Origin of the sequence: Leptonema illini DSM 21528, assembly GCF_000243335.1 — a bacterium.
Lineage (GTDB): Bacteria > Spirochaetota > Leptospiria > Leptospirales > Leptonemataceae > Leptonema > Leptonema illini.
Window position 1 is genome coordinate 881,365 of record NZ_JH597773.1, and the last position, 19,131, is coordinate 900,495.

At 54.3% G+C, this 19,131-nt stretch carries 15 protein-coding genes; 4 read left to right on the top strand and 11 right to left on the bottom strand.

Annotated features, from left to right (window positions below):
* Window positions 1-3: 3 nt before the first annotated feature.
* On the bottom strand, window positions 4-519 hold the full coding sequence (locus LEPIL_RS21580) for a YkgJ family cysteine cluster protein (protein ID WP_002770173.1): 516 nt from the start codon (window positions 517-519) through the stop codon (window positions 4-6).
* 86 nt (window positions 520-605) lie between these two features.
* Between LEPIL_RS21580 and lsa26 the strand changes: the two genes are divergently transcribed.
* Window positions 606-1,310, top strand: coding sequence for a surface adhesion protein Lsa26 (gene lsa26 / locus LEPIL_RS03970; protein WP_002770175.1), 705 nt, complete (start codon window positions 606-608; stop codon window positions 1,308-1,310).
* On the opposite strand, the gene LEPIL_RS21585 is transcribed toward lsa26, so the two are convergent.
* Complete coding sequence (locus tag LEPIL_RS21585) at window positions 1,311-1,748, bottom strand: C-GCAxxG-C-C family protein (protein ID WP_157135021.1); 438 nt, start codon at window positions 1,746-1,748, stop codon at window positions 1,311-1,313.
* Between the two features lie 177 nt (window positions 1,749-1,925).
* Here LEPIL_RS21585 and LEPIL_RS03980 point away from each other — a divergent pair, with 177 nt between their 5' ends.
* On the top strand, window positions 1,926-2,303 hold the full coding sequence (locus LEPIL_RS03980) for an SMI1/KNR4 family protein (RefSeq protein ID WP_002770179.1): 378 nt from the start codon (window positions 1,926-1,928) through the stop codon (window positions 2,301-2,303).
* A 55-nt stretch (window positions 2,304-2,358) separates the two neighbouring features.
* A complete protein-coding gene (locus LEPIL_RS03985; RefSeq protein WP_002770181.1) occupies window positions 2,359-3,894 on the top strand; it encodes a class I adenylate-forming enzyme family protein in 1,536 nt (511 codons plus the stop codon).
* Here the strand turns inward: LEPIL_RS03985 and LEPIL_RS03990 are convergent.
* The 6 genes from LEPIL_RS03990 to rpmE form a co-directional block, all read right to left on the bottom strand.
* Window positions 3,881-5,947, bottom strand: coding sequence for a hypothetical protein (locus LEPIL_RS03990; RefSeq protein WP_002770183.1), 2,067 nt, complete (start codon window positions 5,945-5,947; stop codon window positions 3,881-3,883). The genes LEPIL_RS03985 and LEPIL_RS03990 overlap by 14 nt on opposite strands.
* 127 nt (window positions 5,948-6,074) lie before the next feature.
* A complete protein-coding gene (locus LEPIL_RS03995; RefSeq protein ID WP_002770185.1) occupies window positions 6,075-7,337 on the bottom strand; it encodes an outer membrane protein assembly factor BamB family protein in 1,263 nt (420 codons plus the stop codon).
* On the bottom strand, window positions 7,334-9,742 hold the full coding sequence (locus LEPIL_RS04000) for a transglutaminase TgpA family protein (protein ID WP_002770187.1): 2,409 nt from the start codon (window positions 9,740-9,742) through the stop codon (window positions 7,334-7,336). Before LEPIL_RS04000 ends, LEPIL_RS03995 begins: the two co-directional genes overlap by 4 nt.
* 14 nt (window positions 9,743-9,756) lie before the next feature.
* Window positions 9,757-11,004 (bottom strand): DUF58 domain-containing protein, encoded by a 1,248-nt coding sequence (locus LEPIL_RS04005; protein ID WP_002770189.1) that lies wholly within the window; start codon window positions 11,002-11,004, stop codon window positions 9,757-9,759.
* A 2-nt stretch (window positions 11,005-11,006) separates the two neighbouring features.
* Window positions 11,007-11,996 carry an AAA family ATPase gene (locus LEPIL_RS04010; RefSeq protein WP_002770191.1) on the bottom strand — a complete coding sequence of 330 codons (990 nt, stop codon included), beginning with the start codon at window positions 11,994-11,996 and terminating at the stop codon, window positions 11,007-11,009.
* A 113-nt stretch (window positions 11,997-12,109) separates the two neighbouring features.
* A complete protein-coding gene (rpmE, locus tag LEPIL_RS04015) occupies window positions 12,110-12,310 on the bottom strand; it encodes a 50S ribosomal protein L31 (protein ID WP_002770193.1) in 201 nt (66 codons plus the stop codon).
* 137 nt (window positions 12,311-12,447) lie between these two features.
* On the opposite strand from rpmE, the gene LEPIL_RS04020 reads away from it, so the two are divergent.
* Window positions 12,448-13,029: a hypothetical protein gene (locus LEPIL_RS04020; RefSeq protein ID WP_040918285.1), complete on the top strand. Its 582-nt coding sequence runs from the start codon at window positions 12,448-12,450 to the stop codon at window positions 13,027-13,029.
* 7 nt (window positions 13,030-13,036) lie between these two features.
* Here LEPIL_RS04020 and LEPIL_RS21590 read toward each other — a convergent pair whose 3' ends face one another.
* The 3 genes from LEPIL_RS21590 to LEPIL_RS04035 all read right to left on the bottom strand — a co-directional run bounded on the left by LEPIL_RS21590 (window position 13,037) and on the right by LEPIL_RS04035 (window position 19,108).
* Window positions 13,037-14,341, bottom strand: a complete 1,305-nt coding sequence (locus tag LEPIL_RS21590; protein WP_078123282.1) for a lipid A-modifier LpxR family protein — start codon at window positions 14,339-14,341, stop codon at window positions 13,037-13,039.
* A 26-nt stretch (window positions 14,342-14,367) separates the two neighbouring features.
* Window positions 14,368-15,909, bottom strand: coding sequence for a TolC family protein (locus LEPIL_RS04030; RefSeq protein ID WP_169314793.1), 1,542 nt, complete (start codon window positions 15,907-15,909; stop codon window positions 14,368-14,370).
* Between the two features lie 70 nt (window positions 15,910-15,979).
* Entirely contained in the window at window positions 15,980-19,108 is a 3,129-nt protein-coding gene (locus LEPIL_RS04035) for an efflux RND transporter permease subunit (protein WP_002770197.1), read from the bottom strand.
* Between the last annotated feature and the right edge of the window lie 23 nt (window positions 19,109-19,131).

Below are 19,131 nucleotides of genomic sequence, written 5' to 3' on the forward strand. Positions count from 1 at the left end.
CGATCAGCGTGCGGCTTTTTTTGTGGATTTCTTTGCAGCCTTCTTTGCGGATTTCTTGATCGCTTTCTTTGCAGCTTTCTTTGCCGTTTTCCCGGCATTTTTTGGGGCCGTTTTTTTAGCCGTAGCGCTCTTCCGGCTTTCGAAATAGAGGTCGAACTCGGCCGGGGTCTTGAAAAGCTCGATGTAGTCCTTGCCCACCCTCGAACAGGCATCGGCCTTATAATCCCGGCAGATCTGCGGCCGCGTTTCATAGACGGCGCACATCCCGTTGTCGAGCAGCTTGGTGCAGGGCGTTTTAAAGAGGATCTGCCACTGGCGATCATGATCGATATAGATCTCAACGTTGCGGTGCAGCAGATACCATCGAAAGAGGTCTTTCTGGTCTTTTGAGCGCGGCGAGTCCAGCGGGACGGTCACATACATGCAGCACCCGTGGCAGCGAACGCAGATTTCGGACTCCGTCATCTTATCTTCGTCGGGAAACTTCGGGAATATCAGCTCGATCTCGCCTTTCGTCATGATAACCGAATCGCCGCAGGGCAGAGCGCTTACAACTCCGAAAAAAAGGATTGTCCGCCGGCATTCTCGCCGATCTAATAAATGTAATGAAACGATTGGCCCTGCTTCTTTTTATCCTCTTTGCCGCCGCGCCTCTGTATGCCTTCGGCACCTACGGAGAAGGTAAGGCCTATGTGCTCTTGCGTGAAAGCGGGACCAAGGGCATTTTTATTAAGTCGTATGAAGGGCTTTTCGAGATCGCCACCTACGACGACGGCGAGAAATGCGCAGAAGAGGATCAATGCTTCACTCCGCAGAAAGAAGAGCTGCGCTTCAGCGTACGGCTCGATAACAAAGACGTTATTCAATTCATGCAGAAGAACCTCGATCGTATGATGATCGTCGAGTACCGCATCCACCGCATCAAGCCGGTATCCCTTTCCACCGGCTTTGAGGTATTGAAGGCCTACCCCGTGCAGGCCAGTCATGGGCCCGATTTTCCCTGGAAATACGTCTCGAAGGTGACGGGCTCGTCAGAGACCTCGGTTTACGGAAAGATCCTGCGTCTTGAGTATCGCGGCACGGCCGTCGGAACCTACGAAGGCCTGCTCTATGATCGGCGTCTTGATAAAGTCCGGCCTTTCTCGGTTACCGACGAGGCCATGGCGCGACATATCTATCAATGCATGGATGCGCAGCAGGAATATAACATCGGCCTTTCACGATCGATCACGACGGCGCTGGAGTTCCGTGAAAGCAAATACGACGTTTTCGAGATCAACTACAGAGAGCGAGCAAGCAGCGTCGAATGATCAGCGGTCTCTGAATTCCTGCACCTGAGCCGTCGCAAAACGCAGGAACTTGCCACATGTGCGGATGTCAAAGGGCGGACTTGCCGGATCGTCGCAATCATGGCCGCTCAGCACCTTGCAGTGCGTATGGCCGAACTGTTGCTCGAACTCCTTATAAAAAACGGCTGCCTCGGCCATGACGGCCTTTTTATCAAGTCCCTTCTCGTAACCATACCGTCCAAGCATCATCAGTCCCGCCGTGAGGGCGCCACAGGTAAAACCCTGCCCGGCAATGCCTTTGCCAAACGCCGTGGCATAGCCGATCACGTCGGCGGGGTTCTCACCATCAGCCTGAGCAAAGGCGGCCAGGATGGCCTCAGAGCAGTTGTAGGGGCGCTCCACAAAGTTCGCCTCGGCGAGTGCAGCCAGATTTTCCACCGTCAGATCAGATCCTTTCACAGATTCAGAGAAGGAATCCGGGCGCAGCCCGTCAAGCAATATACCCATTACCCGTATATGGTTTCGCAAAAAATCCGGTGGAGCCCGTCAAAATGGTTAAAAAAATTGACAATCTGCTCCCTTCGCTGAAAAACCACTCACGGGCCGGGCCTCAGCCTGTGAAACCGCGAGGACAGCATGAGCAAGAGCATAGACGATATCATTAAATCCATCAAACAGACGAAGCTGTTTGCCGATCGGCCGATCTACAGCGAAGAAAGATTACAGACGATCGAGAAATCGATAGGCTTCACCTTTCCCGAGGACTACCGGAGCTTTGTAACGCGAATCGAGCCCGAACTGGCGAACTTCTATTTCATTGATCCGCATCGCAGCAAGAAGAACGCCGACCTTGTCATATTCAGCCGGTGGAACGACGACCGTTTTGCCTTCCGCAAGAACGGTGAGATCGCCACCATCCTGAACGATGAAGAAACAGGGCATACCTGGAAGAACTTCACCGACTGGCTTCTCTATGTCTGGGGGATGAGTAACCGTCCCGTCAATCCCGAATAAGAATACGCCATTGGCCTGCCGTCAGGAGATCACTGCCTCCTGACGCTCGAATTCCGTGACCTTCAACCTTACCGAGTTCCTGTTCCAAAAGAACCTCGAAGAACGTCCTGATGCTGCGGCCCTGCTTTTTCTGGATGAAACGAGGGTTATCCGGACGTTTACCTACGCAGAACTCTATAACGAGATCAGAGGCATGGCGTCGTTTCTACAGCGCCAAACGTCTGCCGGCGATCGCATCGTTCTGCGCCTCAAATCGGAGCCGCGCCTTGCCGCCCTCTTCTTCGGCTCAGTTTTATGCGGACGCATACCCGTGCCCGTATCGTCCATGCTTACAGCCGAAGAACTCGATTATCTCGTTACAGATTCAGGCGCTGCTTGCATGATCTATGACCCTGATCTGGCTACGGCGATAACATCTGCCGACAGCATCTCAGTCGACGGCATCAGATATGATACGCTTCTGCCCCTCCCTCATACGCAGGCCGATGATCCCGCCTATCTTATCTATACGTCGGGCACGACGGGATATCCGCGGGGCGTACTGCACGCGCATCGCTCCGTTCTCGGTCGCATACCGATGTGCGAAGGATGGACGGGGCTCGGCCCGGGCGATCGCCTGCTGCATGCCGGCGAGCTGAACTGGAGTTATACACTCGGCGTCGGTCTGATGGACGCGTTCGCTGCCGGAGCGACGGCGCTTCTGTATACGGGCGACCGACACAATCCGGCAATCTGGCCCGATCTTATAGAACGTCACCAGATCACGATCTTTGCTGCCGTTCCAGGGCTGTACCGTCGCATGCTGAAATACGGGCACGTCAGGCCGTGGCCGCACTTCCGGCATGGGCTGACGGCGGGCGACGCTCTGCCTGCCTCGCTGCTCGCCGAGTGGCAGGCGAAAACGGGCACCGCTCTTTACGAGGCCCTGGGTATGACCGAGATTTCAACCTATATCAGCACCGGCCCCGGCATGACGGTGAAGCCCGGAAGCCCCGGGCGTCCGCAAAAAGGTCGGCGCATCGCCCTGCTCGATCCTGAAACGGGAAGCCCCTTTTACGAATACGGGGACCTTCAAGACGAGAGGCACAAAAAAGACACAACAATGACGGCGCCGGGCCTGCTTGCCATACATCGAAGCGATCCCGGGCTGATGCTGCGCTACTGGAACACAGAGCAGTCCCCCTCTTTCGACGTCATCGATCCGCCTTTCTATGGCGAATGGTTCTCGGGAGGAGATCTTGCGCGTTTCGACGCCGATGGCTATCTGATCTATGAAGGGCGATCAAACGATCTCATGAACGCCGGAGGATATCGCGTCAGCCCGGCCGAGGTCGAGCGCGTGCTGCACCGGCATGCAGGGGTTGCCGACGTTGCCGTACTCGAAACGCCGCTGGACGATGGTTTATCCATCATCACAGCATGCGTTGTACGAAACGACGATGTCGACGCAGAGACGCTCATCTTCTACTGTCACGAACACCTGGCCGATTACAAATGCCCGAAACGAGTCGTCTTCGTCGACGCCCTTCCGAGAACGGCGGGCGGAAAGCTTCGCCGTCACGATCTGTTACGGCTGATCAGCGAAGCGTGATGCTGTTGATCTCGATCGTCTGATCGGCCGCCGATCCTGCGAGAGTGATCAGGCGTCCGTTATACAGATAGACGTCGTCCTGACGATTCAGACGCCAGGAAGGACCGAGCTCAAAACGCTCTGTGACCTTTCCGTCATCATCAAAGGCAAGCAGCTGCGTCGTACGATAGGCGTTACCCGACCAGATCTCGAACAGAACGATGTTCTGATCGGGGCCTGCGCGCAGGATCTTCGGGCGACTGGCGTTTTCTTCGACAGACGCAAAAGAAGTCAGCTTTTTTACGCCGGTATTTCGCTGCTCGTTCAGGCGACCTCCAAAGTCATAAAAGCGGCCGGTAACGGCATCGGAACGAAAAAGCATCATCTCGTCTTCGACGAAATTCCCTTTCTGCGCCACCTTCTCAAAGTCACGCCGAACATGAACAACGGCAAGGTTGCGCGGATCGATGAGATTTCCGCCCGTTCGGGCGTTATCCAGATCGGGAAGCTCCGTTGCAAAAAGAACGAGATAACCCTTCTCGGTCGGCACAAGGCCTCCGATTTCGGTGTAGGTTCGGTTGTCGTTCGACCACTGATAGTAGGTCTTTGCCGATGTGCTGATTTCTTTATAAACGGGGTACTGTTTGCCGGCGGGGCTTGAGGCCGACGTTCCATGCTGTGTTTTGAACGTAAAGACGACGCGGCTGCGACGTCCGGATCGATCGAGGCGATGCAGATGCACTCCGCGCGGATAATTATCGCCGAGATCGACGGCGACAAAGCCGCCTTCTTCGGCATAGAGGAAGTTCCCAAAAGAATGCCCCGATGTCTGCCCGGAGTTCTTGATGAGAGCAAGCGAGGCCGCATCGACCGTGAAGGCGATGGCGCCCTGGTGATTTAAGCCGTCGCCTGATTTATGCATCGTGCGCGAGAGGATAACGCCGAGCATTCCCTGCGACCAGGCCATCGAAGAAACCGAAGACGACTTCAGCATATCAGCGCTGTAATTGAAAAGATTGAGGCCCGTCTTGCTCGAGTCGTACCGGTTCTCCTTCAGCGGACGCCCTTCACGTGAAAACTTCTGAATACGCACGATTCGTCCTTCACCGCTGCCCGTCTGGATGCGAAGAAGGTATACGTTGCCCTCCTGGTCGTCACAGGCGGCGGCCAGGATTTCGCCCGATGAGGCAGTCAGCGTTTTTTCGGACTGGAAGAGCAGCTCCTGATCGAGAGTCACAAGCTTAATGCCTCCCGACGCCTTATCCTGATAGACGATGCGCGGCCCGTCTGTAGCATTCGCTCCACTCATACTGAGGAAGAAGAACTGTCTGCCCGTTCCGTAAATGTTCTCATGTGTGGCCGGGCCCGAGCTGTAATCCTTTACCGTATCAAAGGGACGACCCGAGACGCGAATCCGTCGCTTTTCCACAGAGCCGACAGGCGTGTCGGTTAAGAGCGCCCCTTCCGTGGCCTCGTTTAACCGATGATAGGCGGTAATCGGCTTCGTCGCAAGCACATAGACGATGCGCCCCGAAAGAACGCTGAGATCGGCGTCGGGCAGGCGAACAAACTCGCCGGACGTCAACTCACCCTTTTTCAGCATACCGATCTGGCGCAGCATGCCTCTGTCAAATGTGTAGATATAATAGTCGGATGGCTGCTCCACCTTATAGAAGAGATAATGATGGCTGGCCAGGAATTTCTGCGCCTTATCGGCCGGACCTTCGACCTGAACGGCTTCGTACGAGACGCCGTCCGTTCCGCTCAGCTTGCCTATCGTAAAGCGAAAGTTGCGATGATTGTAACGTCCGTCCGTATAACAGGCGTTCTGATAAAAAACAGCGGCGGCGGTGAAGTTACCGATCACGTCCTCTGTCGGGAAGCTGCCTTTACAGGAAGAGGCCGTGCCCTTCTCAGTGCTTTTTCCCTCGATGATCCTGCTCTCACCTGATTCAAAGCGATACGATACGACGGGCGGCAATCCGACGTCGACGGATGTGCGCGCCGAACCCGAAGTAAGCGGCAGAAAGAGGATGCTCAAGAAAGTAACGGTGATCGTTTGAAATGCCTTCATCACAAATCAGACGTTTCTTTGCTGCACAAGTTCACGCAAGCGTAAAAGGCGCACAAATTCAGGAAACACCAACCAGCCGTTCCCCGCTTTAGCAATCAGATCAGAATTCATAATTGCCCTGCGGCGCTTATTGGATAAACGGAAGGCCGAGGATCTCTTCAAGGACATAGAAGTAGTTGCGGTCCGTTCCGAACATGATACGTCCTCGCGAGATGATGGGTGAGTTGAGCACGGCGCCGTCCGTTTCCATCTGCCAGAGCACGTCGCCGTTTCGCGCAGAAAGACAGAGCAGCATGGGCTCTGATCCGAAAAGGCCCATGTCGGTGGCCGTCTTCACGCCCTGAAGGCCCACATAGATTCGATCGCCGGCGATGGTCGGAGCACTGGAGAACGGATAATCGAACTGCCTCTCCCATTCTATGGCGCCCGTTTTGCGGTTGAAGGCGCGCAGTTTTGTATCGCCGCTTGCATAGATGACGTAGTCCTTCCACAGCGACGGAGCCATATAATCAAGAAGCTGCACGTGATCGAGAAAGACCGTGTATTCGTCGGGCTCGACGCGACTGCCGATATCAAAGATATCGCTCATGCGCCAGACCTCCTGACCGGTGCGCCGATCGAGCGCATAGTAGTTCAGCTCCACCTCATACCCTTTAAAGAAGCTCGATGCAAAATAAACGCGATCATCGTCAAGAGCGGGAAACGAATACCAGAGCGAATACGGAGCGTCGATAGGAACGGTCCAGAGGAAGTTGCGGCCTTCAATATCATAAGCGCCAAAGCTGCGACCGAGCGGAGCCCAATAGATGATGCCGTCATAGACCTGAAACGTATGATGCGACCAGACGGGATTCGGAAGTTGATGCACGGGCTGCCCGTTCAGATCAAGGAAGTAGGTCGCCCCCGTATCGCTTGTAAAGATGATCAGATCCTTGTAACGCAGAACCAGGGATTGCACCGTCTGTCCCGTATAGAAGTTCCATTTCTCCTGCCCGTCCTCGCGCGATACCGCATACACGCGGCCGTCGTTCGAGCCGAAATAGACGTTCTCATCGTCGGCATAGGGAACGGAGTTCACGGCTCCCTTCGTCTTGAAGAACCACTTCATGTATCCGGTGTCGACGTCGAGGGCGTAGAAGTTGCCGTCGGGCGAGCCGAAATAGATGACGTTGTCGATGACAAGGGGCGGATTGAAGGCCCGCGTCTTTTTCATCTCGTCAACCTGAAGCTTCAGCTTCCACTTCAGGCCAAGAGGCGGATGAATATTCTCGGGCGTATAACCCGAGCCGAGCTCGCCCCTGTATTCGATCCAGTCAAACTGCTTCGAGCATGAAAAGAGAGCCGGCAAAAGCAGCAGGCAGAGAAACGGCAGATACGGTCTTCGAATCATGGTCGGTACAGTATTCCTCTGAGAGTAAAGACGCGTTTGAGCGAGTTCCACGCTCCGGGACGACGCATCGAACGTCCCGTATCGCTACCGAGACGACGCAGATCGGCATAGCTCTGTTTGCGCTGTTCGGCCGACCAGCTTTCGCGAAAACGAAGCTCCGTCAGCCGATCGGCAAAGGCCTTCGTCTCGGGAATCTGCTTCGCGTAATCAAGCGGCGTTTCATAAAACTGCCGTATTGGATAACCATCCTCCGCCAGCCTTATATACAGCAACGTGGCGACGGCATCGACCGAACGGCGATCAACTCCGCGGCCGGCGATCAGCGAATAGATGGTCAGCCGTATAAACCGGTAAAGATAGAGTGAGAGAAGAATCGATCCAACCAGAATGCCGCTGAAGATGCCGAAAAGCATCCATGGAAAATCGAATTTCTTCTTCTCAGGGGGGAGCGGTTCTTCATCGATCAGCGGAATAACGACGTCCCTGGCATTCGGATCAAACTCCGGCTTCGGAGGTATGGCATAGGCCGTCGACTCGAAGTCCACCCAGCCATAGTCAGGCAGATAGAACTGAACCCATGCATGCCGCTGTGCATTCGTCACAAGATACAGCTCTTCCATCGGAAACTTTTGCAATGCGGGTATCTTATCGCGCAGATGTTTGATTCCGCCTCTGTGGGCTGGAGTCTGCAGATCGCGCGAGGCCAGATATCCCGTGACGACCCGCGAGGGGATTCCGGACAGACGACCGAGGATAGCCGCCGCCCGTGAGAATTCCGTACAGTCGCCTTCTTTCGTTTCAAAGAGGAATTTATCGAGGCCTTCGAGGGAGGTGTCTTCTTCGAATCCCATCTTGTATTGATGGGCTGAAAAGCCTTCCAGTATGCCGGCCAGTCGGTCAAAATAGCCGTGCTTGCCTTTCAGTCGACTGTTCAAAAAGGCCCGGTAACGTACCAGTCGCTTTTCATCGAGCGGTACATCGAGATACTGCTTCATCGATTCATCGAAGTGAGGCTCGCGAATGTTCTTCCAGTCGTCGGGATTCGAGACGCTGACGGCCGAGCTTGCCGTATAACTCAAATCAAAAGGATGGTACTTCTGATCGAGGATGGTCGGCTGGATCGCAAAAGGCCGGTAGGCGACGACGCGTTCCCGCAATGTCGAAAGGTAATACACGTCAAAGAGCACACGTTTAGTATCGCGCTCGACCGATTTATCTTTCCAGGTTTCCAGAAGTCGCAGGTCGCGAAGCTCGTTCAAAGGCTCGTCAACGGACTGCTCAAAGCCCGTCTTTGCATCGAGCCTCCCCAGATACTGCTCGGCGGCATAGACGGGCTGGATCTTGCTTGCAATGATCATCACGGCCATCTGTTTGCCGTTTGCACCCGATGAATTTTTGAAGTTATTCCACATTTCAGAGGGAACACCGTGCAGCTTGTTTTTCTGCTGGTTATCCTGCTGTTCCTTTTGCTCTTTCTGTTCGGATTGCCCTTCACCCGGTTTACCGGGACGGCCACCCTGCCCCTCGCCTGGCTTGCCCTCTCCGGGTCTGCCCTCGCCTGGTCGCCCCGGCTGGCCTTCCCGCCCCTGACCGTCGGCAGAATTCCCTTCGCCCTGAAGCTCAGACGGATACTTCTCCTCCCGATCACCAAGAGGTTTACCGTTACGGTTATGCCGCTCCTGTTCGCCCTCCCCTTCGCCGGGGCGCCGCCGTCCCTGACCTTCTCCATCGCGACGTCCGTCGCCATCGAGGCCCTTCAGAGGCGGCTCTTTTTCGAGTTCGTTCATGACGATCTTATTCTGAACAAAATCCGAAGGAACAAAATGCCCGAAGATGAGAGCAAGCGGCAAGCCGACGGCAAAGAAAATGGCAAGTTCCGTTCGATTCCGTCTACCGCCCGCTCCCGGAAAAGCGGAGAAGTACAGAACAAGTCCGTGCACGAGAAAGAGCAGAACGGCAAAGGCAATAAGAAAAGTGGATAACCCTGCGCTGCGGGCGGCAATCTCTTCAGAGGCCCGTCCGTATTCGAGGATGCGCAGATAGATGATGGCAAGCCCGAACATCTCAATGGCGGCAAAGGCAGGGAAGCGCCCCTGACCACGAAAGACAAGCACCGTCCAGATGTAGCCGAGAACGGTAACAAGCAATGGAAGAAGGGCGCTGCGATCAAGGCCGGTAACAAAAAATACCGTGCCGGCATACAGCACGGCCAGTGCGGCCAGGCCATGCCATACGCGAAAGCGAGGACCTCTCAGATAGAAGGCCGCAAACATCGAAGCCGGAAGCAGAACAAAGAACATTACTCTGTTCAACCAGTCGTAGGCGACGGCAACGGCGGGATGAAATACCGGAATCAAGAAGGCGGAAAGATAGAGGGCCAGGCGTGTATAGAAGAGTAATTGCATTCGATCCTCCACCGTTAAAAGAAACGCAACGAGAGTCTTTCTTCCACCAGTTTCCCGCGCTGCGGAGTGAGCGAGGCGCGCTCGGGCCTTTCCCGTCTGAAGATCCAGAGGCCAGGAAGAGCGCTGAGATCCGGGGATGGAAAGAGCCCGACACGACGATCCCGGCCCTTCATCGTTCTGAAAAGCTGCACCGATGACGGATGACGCCTCAGATAGTTGCCGAGGCCTTTATCAAAGGCCGTCGAAAACACAAATCTCTCCTGTACCGCCGTCGGATCGGCGAAATTCCCTGCCTCTGCCTGATACTCGCATACGGCCAGTCTTCTTGAAAAGGCAACAAGATCCTCTTCGCTTTCCAGAAGATGGCTTTCAAGGCCCATCGTTACCTGAAACCGATAACCCGGATGCGCCGCATGCACGGCTCTGAGAAAAGAGAGGGCCCAGCTTTTCATGAAGTTTAACTGTAGAATCGCCTCAGGCCCGTCCTTTCGTTCAGAGTGGAAGGCGCGGATGTCGACATGGATCAGATGCGACTCCTCGGGAGATTTAGGCGAAATGCGCGTGATAAGCTCGTCGATGCGAATCGACGTCTTCCAGTTGATGTCTTTCAGACGATCCCCCGGAATATACTCTCGCATATAGTACTTTTCCTCTTCGGTTACCTGCAACTTGCGCGTGCTCTCCTGACTCGAAGACGGATCAAACTTAACGGGAGCCCGGTCCGGGAAGAGCGGCGGAAGAAAGGTCAGCTGAATTTCTTCGGGATCGGTGAGCAGGACTCGCGTCAACCCAAAGACGTCTCTAAGCATAAGACTTCCGCTTGCGCGAACAGGGCCGCAAAAAGGCAGACGAAGCGGAACGGTAATCACACCCGCCTCGCGAGAAGCTCCCTCCGCATAAAGCGAGAGATGACATTGTCGCCCGGCCATCAGTCGACCTTTGAGACGATAGTGGTATCTGAAAAAATAGAACGCCGGTCGACGCGCACCAAGTGATACGGGAATGGCCTGGCCTTCAAGCCGGGCAAAGAGCGGCCGCCCCGCTTCAACGATAGCCGGAATCTTTGCCGAACGCAACCGCTGAACCTGCCCCAGAATAAACAGCCAGAACAGAGACCAGAAAGATACAAGCGAAAAGGCAAGCGGATAAAAGCTGCCAGTACCGTAAAAGACTCCGAATAGAAGCAATGAGGCGATGAAAAGCAACGTTCCCGTCGCCGTCAGCGGATACATCCGGTCGAGCCAGAGAAGAACGGAGCGCATACTCAGCCGCCGGCCGGAGTCTCTTTCAGGATCTGGCGCAGTACCTCATGCGGATCCATCGCCGGATCTTCAAGTTCCAGTCTGTGCGACAGAACGGGGATAGCCAGTTCCTTGACCAGGTCGATCGTGACATAGTCCAGTCCTCTTACGAGTGAAAGGGCGCGGGCCGCTCTCGAAAGCTTGATACCGGCTCGCGGGCTGCACCCGGTGACGATGCCCGGATAACCGCGCGTCTTTCGGATCAGCGAGACGATATAATCGATCACTTCCCGCTTGATGGAGATATGATCGACAAGCTTCTGCCAGGCGAGCAGTTCGCCTGCATCAACGACAGGGCCGAAATCCTTCCAGGAATCGTCTTTCCCGTGACGCTCGACGATATCGGCCTCATCCTTCTCTGCCGGATAACCCATCGACAGCTGTAGCATGAAGCGGTCCAGCTGCGGGGCGGGAAGCGGAAAGAGATGAGCTCCTTTCAGGTTCATCGTGGCGATGATAAAAAAAGGATCGGGCAGCTCGTAGGTCATGCCCTCGATGGAAACAGTCTGTTCTTCCGTGACCTGAAAGAAGCTTCCCTGTGTTTTTGGGGTCAGCAGGTTGATCTCATCGGTCAGGACGAAGTGAGCGAAAATCGGTCCACGGTTGAACGTATACGCATTGGCCTTCATATCAAATCGATTGAAGCCGAGGATATCTTGCGGAAGCAGGTCGACGGTACACTGGATGCGCGAAAAACTTTCAATCGGAATGCCTTCGCGGTTGGCCTTCCTGTCGCCCCACTGAATGGACCCAGCAAGAGCTCTGGCCAGCGAGGTTTTCCCGACGCCATGACTGTCGGCCAGGATAACATGCCCGCCGGCAATCTTTGATGCCAGCAGGTATTCAAGCTTTCTTGTGTCGATGGTGATGACGCCTTTGATATTGGCCATCAACCGGAGTATGCCCTGGCGGGCTACGGTAAGGTATTCAGAAGAGGGTACTGCACTGTCCATACGGATTCCAGACCGATGTAATGCCACCGGCCCAGAAAAGGAAGAGATTTTTTCAGTGAGCTACCGAACGGATGCGAATAATGCAAGGGAAGGGGAAATCTGTCGGATTTCCCTTATTTCATTTTGAATTTCTTCTTGAATCGCTCAACCCGACCGGCGGCATCCACGATTTTCTGCGTTCCGGTAAAGAACGGATGGCAGTTGGCGCAAATTTCTACGGTCATATCGCCTTTTGTCGTGCGAGTTTTATAAGTGGCCCCGCAAACGCAGGTGATTGTCGCTTCGTTATATTCAGGATGCAGTGCGGCTTTCATATATTACTCCAGAGTAGGGTACAAAAATCCAGAGGCCTTTCCCTGTCAACTCTTATAGTCTCCGACCGCAGCATTGAATTTCCGGGACGGGGCTCTTTTTTTTTATACAGAATGCCCTGAGACTGACCTATTCAAGTATGCACTACGCACAAATTCCATCGACCTCTATGTCAGTTCAGCTTCACTACCCGGCGCTCCGCTGGTCGCCGGCAGGCTCGCTGGACATCCTGTTGCCGGCCATGCATCTGCACAAATTGACCCTCCTCCGTGAAGATCCAATGTGCATGAATTCGCTCGTGCGGACGTGGATCGGCCGATACCGCAATCGGCTGCTGCGTGCTGCGTGTGAAACACCAGAATGTCCGCCGTATCATTCCTACGGTGTTCTACGATCCCGATATCAAAAACAGGGCTTGAATCTGCATCGAATTTCGATAAGAGTTGAGGAAGAGGTATGGCTGGAGCTGAAGATTCTCAGTCTGACAGCGCGGTGCTCGATGAGCCTGATCATGGTATTGATGGTTCAGTGGGAGTACGCCCGGCGCTACAAATTCGGGCTGCGTGGCTGGGATGTCTGTGTCGAGGGTTATGTCGGAACTCCGACAAAAAGTCGGGTCCGCCTGTCTTTCAATGAAAAGACCCGAATTTACAAGATTTTTGCCTATTTCTCGAAAGCCACCCCGCTCACACTACCTCACTGGTACCGTCCGCCGCCCTGACAGGCACTCAAAACCTGAACCCTACCTGAAAACTCCCCCAGCGATGCCAGGTAGGATACCCGTTCTCGGCCAGAAAATCCGACGGACCTGTACTGAGCGCAATCTGACAGTACAGCCCACCGGGCATGCTATACTGAAAACCGATCGTCGTCAGCGTCTGGACCGTTCGGGGGGCTCGTAATGGAAAACTGGCTCCATCGCTATCATCCGATGGCCGAATCGCTTTCACAAGATCCCAGAGTAGCGCGTCGGTGGCCATTGTCCCGCCGGTATTCGTCAGCAACCTGTAAGCCTGTGCCATTCCACCTGGATGCTGAATAAACTCCGGATGCAGATGGAGTTGCTGAATTAGATGATGCCGCGCCAGCTGCGTCTCTCGCCTGTTTGAAGTCGGCACAAGCAGGTTCCAGATCAGTGAGTTCTCAAGCTGATTCCCTGTGCCGCCTAAAATTCGCAGCAAATTCTCATCATAAAGTCTATCGAGTCCTCCGTCGCCGCCCTCTCGCAAAGTGGCGTCCATGAACTGAAGAAAGGCCGTCGATTCGAGGAAGAGGTAGGAATCCGTCTTGTTAACCGGCGCAGGCGGAGCCGCCGGATGAAACATGCCCGTGCCCGGAAACGATGAGTCCCTTTCAAAACGTCCGACTCGATACTGAATGCCCGCTCCGGCCGTTATATAAACGCTCCCCGCTCTACCGAACAGCAACCATCCGGCGCTATCGGTCATTCGTCTGCGATACTCAAGATGGGACTGTACGGCAAGTCGAGCCGGAGTCTGGTCATCCCATCCCTGTGGCGGAGGAGATCCGATCAGACGATGGATCAACGTCTGCGACTGCTCTCCCATTGCCGGAGGACCGAGCGCCCCTATGGTTAACTCAAGATAGATGTCGCGACCGGCGCAGCTTTCGTAGATCATTCCGCCAAGATAGAGATGTGCGGCATAGTTGCGGTCCGCTGATGAGACGACAGGAGTCCTGATGTTTGAAGAAGTAAACATCGTCTGTCCGAAACTGAAGCCGACAAGAGAACGACACCCCGGTCGGTTCAATTTCCAGAATTCAAACCAGTGGTCTTTTTTCGGCATACTGCTTCCCGAAAGCCCGGAACCGAAAAGACTCATCGGTTTGGTTGCGTTAACCTGGCCGGCTGGAAACCATAGTTCAAAACGCATGCCGTTCGTGTAGTATCGATCTGAATCCCCGAAGACCGCGTCATTCTCCCAGAAGAACCGCGTTCCCCCGTCTGCTGCGATCGAAGTCGCTGAGGACAGCAGAAACAGAAGTAACACAGTACGAACTCGGGCAGGCATCAAGAACAGAAGATCGAGTCACAGATTCAATCAGATTTACTGTGCCGCTTCAGAGCGGCCTCCAGATCAATGCCGTTCTTTTCGAACAGACGATAGCAGAGCAGATCGTACCGTGCAAGGGCCATATTAAAGGCGATCCTCGCCTGCGCCATACCGAGCCGCGCCTGGATAACGGCATCCAGAGCGCTCTTAACCGACTCCGCCTGCATGCGACCGGTGCGATAGTCGCCTACGATTCCCGCATACATTCTCTCTGAATGCATCAACGCATCTTTCATACGCGAAAGCGAGCGATGAGCGGCAAGAAGCTGTTCATGCGCCACTCTTATTTCATCTCGCGCCTGTCGGATGGCATCGGCTTTCTGAATTTCCATTTGCTGAATCGAAAGGTTCGCATCACGGCGATCGGCAAGCGCTCCTTCGTCCCAGAGCGGAACCTCGAGTTGAAGTCGAATCGTCGACTCCGGATAAACTCCGCGATTTGCGTCGGGACCAAGGGCGGCATGGCGACCGAAGTTTCGCGAATCATACGTGCCCTGCACTGCCAGGGAAGGCAGGAGTTGACTTTCGGCAAGTTTCAGAGCCGTCTTCGCCGATGCAAGCTGTAGCTCCAGGTTACGCAGATCGGGCCTGCGCTCCAGGGCTAACTCCGTATCTTTCTCAAGATTCAAATCAGCAGGCAACGTATCGCTTAGCAGCAGCGGTATGCCATTCTTACCGTCGAGAGTTATGTTCGTTTCGGGCGGCAAATCAAGAAGCCTGAGCAGAGCAAGACGCTGCTCTTCGCGCTGCACGCCGGTATTTTCAACATCAATACGAGCCGTCTGCTCAAGCGCCGACCATTGACTTACCTCGTAGTATTCGGCCAGCCCGAGGCCTGCCTTCTGGACGGTCAGATTGCGAATCTGTCCCGCATTCTGTAACAGTGCTTCGGCGGCCTTTTTCTGCTCTTCTGCAAGGGCGAACTGCCAGTATTGATTCATCGCTCCGACGAGAATCTGTGCAAGCTCATACTCCAGCTGGTTACGTTTACGCTCGCTCTCGTTCTTCGCTATCTGTTCGTTCAGCTTGCCCTGGAATCCGAAATAGTTGCGCAACAGCTCCTGTCCGAGCGTTACCTGAATCCCCGACGTATGAAGCGGCGGCGAGCCGAAGTTTTCAAGAAGCGTACCTTTATCCTCCGGACGTTCACCGAGATTGTTATCTACCCTTGCGTCGTATCCCTTTACCTCGAGAGTTGTGCCCGTGCGAAACTGCTTCGAGAAACTCAGGAAGTAAGTATCGCTGAAAGCACGCGTTCCCTGAAGCATCGTCGCCGGGATATTCGGATTCCTCGTATCCTTTCCTTCATAACCGGCGGCAATCTTCGGCGTATAAGCTGAAGATTCCTTCTTCAAGGCCGTATCTGATTTCAGGATCTCAAGCTGCTGCATGCGCGCAACCGGTCCGCGTTCCGCTACTCTTTGCAAAAGGGCAGGCAACGTCAGTTCTTTCAAGAAGGCTCCGGCATCGTCGGCATAGAGAGCCGCTCCTCCGAAGAGTGAGAGCAGCAGGCTCGTGGCGATCATTCTTTTCTGTTTGTTTCGAAACTTTTGAACATTAACCATACAACAATACCTCTCTATAAATCCTTTTGCCTCAGGCCTTTCGCAGCCGGGCCAGAAAATCTTCTTTCATCATGTAAAGCAGCGGGCAGAGAACGAGCGTGATCAACGTGGCAAACATCAATCCCCAGGCGAAGCTCAAAGACAGCGGCTGCACGAAATGGTCAACGGTCGGGATTCCGTAAGCGCTTGGCAGCAATCCGATCACGGTCGTAACGGTCGTCAGAAGCACCGGGCGCAGGCGAATCGCTCCTGCATTGATGATAGCCTCGTGCAAATCCTGCCCCTTTTTACGCAGCTCTTCGGTGAACGTCACAAGAACGAGAGTGTTGGCCACAATAGAACCGCTTAACGCTACGATGGCAAGCATGCTCATGAAACTGAGAGGCTTTCCGTGCAGCATCAACCCGAGCAGAACGCCGGCGATGCCGAACGGGATCGCTCCCATAACGACGCCCGTGGTCGTCGCTGAATTGAAGTAGACAAGGAAGATCGCGAAAATCACCCCCATAGCGAAAGCGAATGAGATAACAAGATCGGTGAAGGAATCCTGAGCGTCTTCCTGTTCGCCCCCGAAGTTGACCGAATAGTCCTGATAATCCTTCGAGATATCGATCTTCTTCTGTAGCAGGCGGTTCACATCGAGAGATGTCGTCAGATCCGTATCGACCGAAGCCTCGACGCGAACGACTCGCATCAGATCCTGTCGGTTAATCATCGAATAACTTCGCTCTCTCGTGAAATAAGCGACTCTCTCAAGAGGCACAAGGCGTCCCTGGTTGTTCTGTACCTTGACTTTCTTCAGACTTTCAATCTTATGGCGAGCCTCGTCGGGAAATCTTACGACAATATTGATGCGGTCTTCGCCCTTGCTGATAGACGAGGCCACCTCTCCGTTAAAGGCCGTGCGAATCGATTCAGCAACGTCATTCACGCTCAGCCCCGCCTTTGCGGCCACATCGTCTTTCACATAAAACCGGATTTCTTCTTTGCCTTCTTCAAGGTCAAGGCTGACATCATAAACGCCAGGCATGCCTTCAAGCTCCTTCATATAAAGAGCGGCGATCTCTTTGAGCTGTGCAAACTCCGGTCCGCGAATCTGTAGCGAGACTGGCTTGCCAACGGGCGGACCATGCAGCGCCGCCTCTACATCATATCTGAACTCCGCCGGCAATTCGCCCGCTTGCTGAGCCTTTTTCAGCCTGTCCCGTATCTTCTTCACATAGATGGCGGCAGAGGCCTCATCATCGCGCTCCTGCACAGGTGTGAGCTTCACGATCACGGTCGATCGATGCGTCTCTTCGCCGGGCTTCGGATCATCAAACGGCGGCTCATGAATCCCCACTCTATCACGCAGGAAGACAAGCTGATCGCCGACAACTTCGGTAATCAGGCCTTCGGCTTTATCCATCACCTCAAGGTTACGCTGTAGCGTCGTGCCCTGAGGCATATACGTCTTGATATCGATCTGGTCTTCACCTCCGGCCGGGAACAGCACAAAGGGCAGAAACCGACCCGCCAGAAAGAGAAGTCCGAAAAAGAAAACGGTAAAACCTCCGATCACTGCATATCGGTATCGCAGAGCGATGGCCATCGTCTTACGATAGGCTCGCACAATCAGACCAAACCCGCCAGCCTCTTCGTCGTCGCCCCCATACGTGGCCTTTACACGCTCGGGTAGAAAGGTGTTCAGCCACGACGGGAGAAAGACAAGGGAGAAGACGAGCGAGACGACGAGCACGATCAGGATCACGGCCGGAATACCGAAAACAAACTTCCCGATAATGCCGCCCATAAAAAGGAGCGGAGCGAACGCCGCTCCAATAGCAAGCATCGTCACAAGCAGAGGAGCGAATACCTCAGAAAGCGTATTGCGGATGGCATCGCCGCGAGCCTGCCCCTCCTGCATCAGACGAAACGAGTTTTCGGCGACAACGATGGAGTTATCCACCATCATACCCAGCACCATGACCAGGGCGAAAATACTGATCGTATTGATCGTGATCCCTGCCGCATGAATGATCGTAAAGGCGATCAGGAAGATCGACGGAATGGCGAACGAGATGATCATGCTCAGCCGGAATCCCAGAATGAAAAACAATGCGGCGACAACGAGAGTCAGGCCCGTCACAAAATTCATGATAAGATCGTTCAGCTGCCGCACGACGTCGGTGCTCTGATCAAGAAAGACCGTCACCTCGACTTCCGGATAGCGTTCTTTCATCTTTTCAACGGTCGCTTTAGCCGCTTCTGCGGCGTTGATGATGTCGGCCGTTTCGGTCTTCCAGACGCGCAGCACAATCACATGCGATCCATCATACTTCTCATAAATAGTCGGATCTTCGTACGTATCGAAGACCTGCGCCACATCGGAAAGCACCGTCATAAAGCCGGTGGCGTTACCGACGATTGGAACCGAGCGCATCTCAAGGGCCTCGGAAAACTGACCCCGCGTTCGCAGAAGATACTCCGTACCGTTCAGTCGCATGACGCCTGAAGGCATATCGACGTTACGCATGCCAAGGACGTTCAAGATTTGATTGAGCCCTACACGTTTTGCATTCAGAGCCGCCGGATCAGCCTCGACAAGAAACTGGCGATTTCGATATCCGAAGCGCTCCACCTCGGCGATCTCAGGAAGCTCGTAGAGCTTATCCTCAAAGGCCTTCGCCGTATCGCGAAGCATTCGATACTCTTCCGTCGTCGGAACATGAGCGCCGTCCCGTTTCAGAGAGAAGGCCACATCGACGACCTGTTGTTTATCCGTCGTGATCTCTTCGACGGTCGGCGCAAGGGCTCCCGGTGGAAGAGCCGTGCGCTCGACGGCGTCTTTAATATCTTCGACGGCCGGTCGCGTATCGGGCATGCCTTCTTTCAGAAAGACCATGATCACGCTGACGTTTTCGAGGTTATAGCTGCGCACTTCGTCGATATTTGAAACGGATCGAAGCTGCTTTTCCAGAGGAATGGAAACAAGTCGCTCGATCTCTTCAGGCGTGCCTCCAGGATACGGGGTCTGTATAACCACCTTATCGAGAGTTACTTTCGGGAAGGCCTCTCTATTCATAGAAGAAAGGGAGACGAATCCCAGGGCAAGGAGCATCGAGAGGAAGACGGTCGTCACCAGTCGATGCTCCATAAAAAATGATAGTGCCTTTGTCATGTTTTACTCCAATCTTTGATTCC